The sequence below is a fragment of the Dyella acidisoli genome, assembly GCF_030160295.1.
Lineage (GTDB): Bacteria > Pseudomonadota > Gammaproteobacteria > Xanthomonadales > Rhodanobacteraceae > Dyella_B > Dyella_B acidisoli.
In genome coordinates, this window is the sequence record NZ_BSOB01000038.1 from 1 (window position 1) to 5,465 (window position 5,465).

At 61.4% G+C, this 5,465-nt stretch carries 2 protein-coding genes; both read left to right on the forward strand.

Annotated features, from left to right (window positions below):
• Window positions 1-730 precede the first annotated feature (730 nt).
• Entirely contained in the window at window positions 731-4,270 is a 3,540-nt protein-coding gene (locus QQJ86_RS16185; RefSeq protein WP_284322002.1) for a hybrid sensor histidine kinase/response regulator, read from the forward strand.
• Window positions 4,271-4,321: 51 nt separating this feature from the next.
• Window positions 4,322-4,930 carry a hypothetical protein gene (locus QQJ86_RS16190; protein ID WP_284322003.1) on the forward strand — a complete coding sequence of 203 codons (609 nt, stop codon included), beginning with the start codon at window positions 4,322-4,324 and terminating at the stop codon, window positions 4,928-4,930.
• Window positions 4,931-5,465: the final 535 nt, after the last annotated feature.

The following is a 5,465-nucleotide window of genomic DNA, read 5'->3' on the forward strand; positions in this document are numbered from 1 at the left end:
GAGATGTTTATGCGGGCGCTCGGTCGCGATGATCTGGCGCAGAAGATTGATGATGCACTTCTAGATTGACTCCGCCAACCCAAAGAAATGGCCTGAAGAGCTCACAGCATTGCATGGGTTACAAGCCTGAAGGATGTCGCCTTGCTTTGATCGATGGCGGGCCCAGCTTCCACCGCGCCGCTATACCGCGAGGCGTCGAAGCATTGAGGGCTTAAAGCGCGCTTGCCGATAAGTTGAGCTTGGCTGAGATCTGCCTTAAGTCCTCAGCGCTTCGACGCCTCGCGGTATAGCGGGGGCGTCGAACCTTGGGCGACCAACCATCTATCTAGCCATAAACGCTCAGGCTTTTCCCTTCCCCATGCCATGAGCCTGTTAGGCCATTTCTTTGGGTTACTTTTCTTTGGGCCAGCAAAGAAAAGTGACTCGGGCCCTTTAGGGTCCGAAAGCGCCGCAGGCAATGGCAGCACCAACGACATGCCAAGCTGAGGCGAGACACTAATCAACGCCAGAAGGAAACGCTACGGTTTATCCAGAAATGAAGAGCAAAAAAGTGGGAGTACCTCAGCGTTTGTACGCCATCAGCGCCCCCGACGACGTACGTCTACCGTGACCGGGTACGTATCTAACCGCTCCCGCACACGGCATCATCTCCCGTCCACCTGACAGGATTGAGCGAAGTGACGGCCACCGAACTCACGCCGCGCCAGGCCACGCGGCCATCGGAGCGCCCATGCTGACCCTCATGCTCGCCGCCCTTCTGTCCGGCGGCGCTCCGTTCATTAGCAACAGCACGACAACACCAGCGGCGACGGTGCCACCTGCACCTACCCCGCAATTCCGCCGTTTCGGCACAGCCGACGGGCTACCCGATCCGACCATCAGCGCGCTGCTGCAGGATCGCGAGGGTTATGTGTGGATAGCTACCGGCTCCGCGCTGACACGCTACGACGGTGTGGAATTCAAGACGTGGTCTCAGCGCGCCGGCGATGCCTACGCTGCTCCATCTGATCGCGTGCGCGCGTTGTTGGTGGATTCGCAGGGGCGGCTGTGGAGCGGTGGCGAAGATGGTTTGGCGCGCTATGACGCGAAACGTGACGGCTTTCTGCATTGGCGCCATGACGACAAGGCGCCCGGCAGCCTGGATGAAAATCAGATCAACGCATTGGCCGAGGATCGCGACGGCACGCTGTGGGTGGGACTTAGCGATGGCGGCCTGGATCATCTGCTAAGCGAAGACCGTTTCGCGCATACCCGCCATGATCCGGCGAACCCACGCAGCCTGGCCAACGATGAGATACACGCACTACTGCCCGAATCCGACGGCCGCTTGTGGGTCGGCACAGGGGCTGGTGTGGATCTTCGCGAGCGCGATGGCAGTTTCAGGCATGTGCATTTCGTAAACGAGGATGGCCAGGCGCTGGACTCGCCACAGGTATTCACGCTGGTTCGCGACGGGAATGCCCTGCTGATCGGAACCGTGCGCGGCCTGTTCCGTCTTGATAATGACGACGTCGCCCGGCGCGTGCTGCTGGAAGGCGTATCGCCAGGACTGATTGCATCGATCGCGCCGGACGGCAACGGCCGCCTGTGGCTGGGCACCAACAACGGCCTGCTGCTGCGCGACCGCGATGGGCGCGCGCATCGTTACGGTGCCGACCCACTGCTACCTCACGCACTGCCTGGCCAAGTCGTGTTGCGCCTGCTGCGAGATCGCGAAGGCGGACTGTGGCTGGGCACCGATAACGGGCTGGCTTATTTATCGCCGGATTGGAACGACTTTACCCGCAGCACTCATCGCCCAGACGATCCGGCCAGTCTCAGCGCAGGCGCCTTTACCGCCATAGCTGCCGCGACGGATGGCACGTTGTGGATCGGCAATCAGGACGGCGTCATCGACAAGCTCGACCCGGCGACGCAGGCAGTGGAACCTGCCGTGATACGGCTGCCCGGCACGCACCACGAGATCTATGACATGGCCGCGGATGCGCGTGGGCGGCTATGGATTAATGCCTCCAACGGCAGCTTCCGCTATAGCCAAGGTCACCTCGAATCCATCGTGGTACCCGCACAGCCGTACAACGTGGCGTTGGATGAGAGCGGCACGGCTTACATGAACCTGGTGCCCTCAGGTGTATGCGCCACGCCGGCCGACGGCACGCACTGCGAACCTCTGGCCTTCGCCGATCCCGAACTGGCTGCGGCTTCCAACAACGATATGCGCTGGCACGACCATGCCTTATGGATCGCCACCGACAAAGGCATCGCACGCTGGGAATCCGGTCAACGCGTACGCTATGTGCAAGGCGTGGAACGGCGCTTTGTGCGCGCACTGGATTTTCATGGCGATGAACTGTGGGTAGCCGACAACGACAGCCTTTCCGTATACCGCTGCCAAGGTGATCGCGCGACGCGCGTGGCGCGCTATCCACTCAACGATCAGCGCACGATCAACAGCGTGATGAGCCTGCGCGTGGACGGCACCGGCCGCGCCTGGCTATTCACCCGCGGCGGTTTGTGGCTGTATGACCCGGCCAGCAGCAACCTGCGCGGCTTCGGTGTGCAAAACGGTTTGGTCGATACCTATTTCGGTAGCAATGCGATCGCGCGCTTACCCGATGGGTGGCTATACGCACCGTCCAAGGACGGTATCGTCGGATTCCAGCCGGAAGCGATTCAATCGCATCATCGCCAGCCGGACGTGCGCCTGAGCGCGCTGAGTGTGCGCGGCCACAATGGCGTGCGTGAATGGCCATCAGCGAGCGGCCCTGTTGCACTCGCCTGGAACGATCGCGACTTCACCGTCGTGGCGCGCGCCATGTCTTTCATCGCGCCGGCACGCAATGTCTATCGCTTCCATCTCGACGGCCTCGACGGCAGTTGGATCGATACCGGTGCGCGTGGCGATCGCACGTTTACCCAATTGCCGGGCGGCGACTTCATCTTGCACGTGCAAGCCGCCGGCCCTGACGGCAGCTGGGGTGAACTGGCCACGCCGTTGCGCCTGCATGTGGACTACCCGCCATGGCTGCGCTGGTGGGCATGGATGGCCTATGCCCTGCTGCTGATCGCATTGTTCGTGGCTCTGCTGCATGCCATGCGTCGCCGTCAAATGCAGCGCCATCGCATGGAGCTGATCACCCAGGAGCATCAGCTGGCCCGCGCCGCTAGCGAGGCCAAGACCGAGTTCCTCGCGCAGCTCGGCCACGAAATCCGCACCCCCATGACCGGCGTGCTGGGCATGGCCGAACTTCTGCTCAGCCGCCCCCTGGACGATACCGAGCGGCGTTATGCGCAGACCATCCGCAATTCCGGCGAGGTGCTGCTCACGCTGGTAAACGACGCGCTTGATCTGGCCCGCATCGAATCCGGCCGCCTGCAGTTGGTCCAGGCACCTTTCGATCCGCGCGCCCTGTTGGACGACGTGGCCGAGCTGCAGCGGGCCAAGGCCCTGGCCAAAGGTTTGGCTCTGCACATGGACATCGCCGAAGACACCCCGGCGCAGGTACTGGGCGATGCGGTACGCATCCGGCAGATCCTGCTCAATCTCAGCGGCAACGCCGTGAAGTTCACCGAACGGGGGCAGGTACGGCTGATATTGACCAGTGACGCTGAGGGGCTGCGATTCACCATCAGCGACACCGGCCCAGGCATCGCACCTGCCGACCAGGCCAAGCTGTTCCAGCGCTATCAGCAGTTGGACAGCCCGCAGCGCGACTCGGGCAGCGGGCTGGGCCTGGCCATCTGCCGCGAGCTCGCGACACTCATGGGCGGCTCGATCGCACTCGAATCGGCACCCGGCTCAGGTAGCAAATTCCACGTATTGCTGCCCCTGCAAGCAATAGCCGCGCCAGCCGAACATCCGACAGCCACCAGCAAAGCAGGCCCTTACTGGCATCTGCTGTTACTGGAAGACGACCCGGTCGTGGCAGCCGTCATCGAGGGGCTGCTGGAGGTACAGGGCCACACCGTCGAACATGCGACCACCGCGCTGCGCGCATTGGAAGCACTAGAACACGCGCGCTTCGATGCAGCACTGGTGGATCTGGACCTGCCCGGCCTTGATGGCCTGCAATGGGCCGCGCTGGTGCGTTCGCGCCAAGACGGCGATGCCCTACCGATGATTGCCATTACGGCACGTGCCGGCGGTGATGAAGAAAGCCGCGCCTACGCCGCCGGCATGGACGGCTTCCTGCGTAAACCCGTGCACGGCAGGCAATTGGCCGGAGCACTAGCGGCGGTCCTCATGCGCGCTCCAGTCGCAGTCGATTGAGCACCACGCCACACTTAGGAAAAGCGAGTTTGCATTTAAGTGACGTGGTCGATGGCCGATAGCTTTCCCAAGGTGCTGGCTGGCACGCCCGATGCATGGGAAATCGCCATGAAGACCACTAATAACTTCCTGATCGAATCAGAGCGCAACGCGCCGAGCAACGTGATCCCGCTTTGGCCTGCCAGCGGCGGCCCACGGAGGGTGAGTGCTCATCCATATCGACTGCAGGATGCACAAGCGCACGCCGTCGGAGCGAACGCGGTAGAACACGAGCCGCCTGAACAGCGTTTGGCACGACGCGTAGAACGTGTTCTGTGTGCGCTGCTCTATCACGCAGTGCTCGAACCGGGTGATCTTCGCGGCTCGAAGTCCTTCTCCATCGAAAAGCGCGTGAGCCAGTTGGTGTCGCGCGATCGATTGATAGCGATCGCGCGCGCTGCCATTAGCCTTAGCTTGACCGACGACCTCACCCGCTTGGCAGCGGCGGTGATCACGTTCGAACTGCAAACCCAGTCCCGCTGGCAGAACAGAGTGCTGCGTGCGTTCTCAGCGCTTCGTCAGCAAATTCACGCTGATACGTCGGCCATTGCGTGCTTGCTCGCATGGGACCTGGATGCGTTGAAGGTTCGCCCGATCGATACATTCGCGCAGTTTCTTTGAGTACACCTGCGTGCCGCGTACGCCCTTCTCCCTTTGAGACGCTAATTAGCGTTGAGCCTCAGCTAGGTATTTCGTAGATTGAGCCATTGCCTGCGGCGCTTTCGGACCCTAAAGGGCCCGAGTCACTTTTCTTTGCTGGCCCAAAGAAAAGTAACCCAAAGAAATGGCCTGAAGAGCTCACAGCATTGCATGGGTTACAAGCCTGAAGGATGTCGCCTTGCTTTGATCGATGGCGGGCCCAGCTTCCACCGCGCCGCTATACCGCGAGGCGTCGAAGCATTGAGGGCTTAAAGCGCGCTTGCCGATAAGTTGAGCTTGGCTGAGATCTGCCTTAAGTCCTCAGCGCTTCGACGCCTCGCGGTATAGCGGGGGCGTCGAACCTTGGGCGACCAACCATCTATCTAGCCATAAACGCTCAGGCTTTTCCCTTCCCCATGCCATGAGCCTGTTAGGCCATTTCTTTGGGTTGGCGGTCTCTAAACTCAAGTGCAACACCCTCTCCCAAAGGAACTTCATGGGTAAGCACTACAGCCAC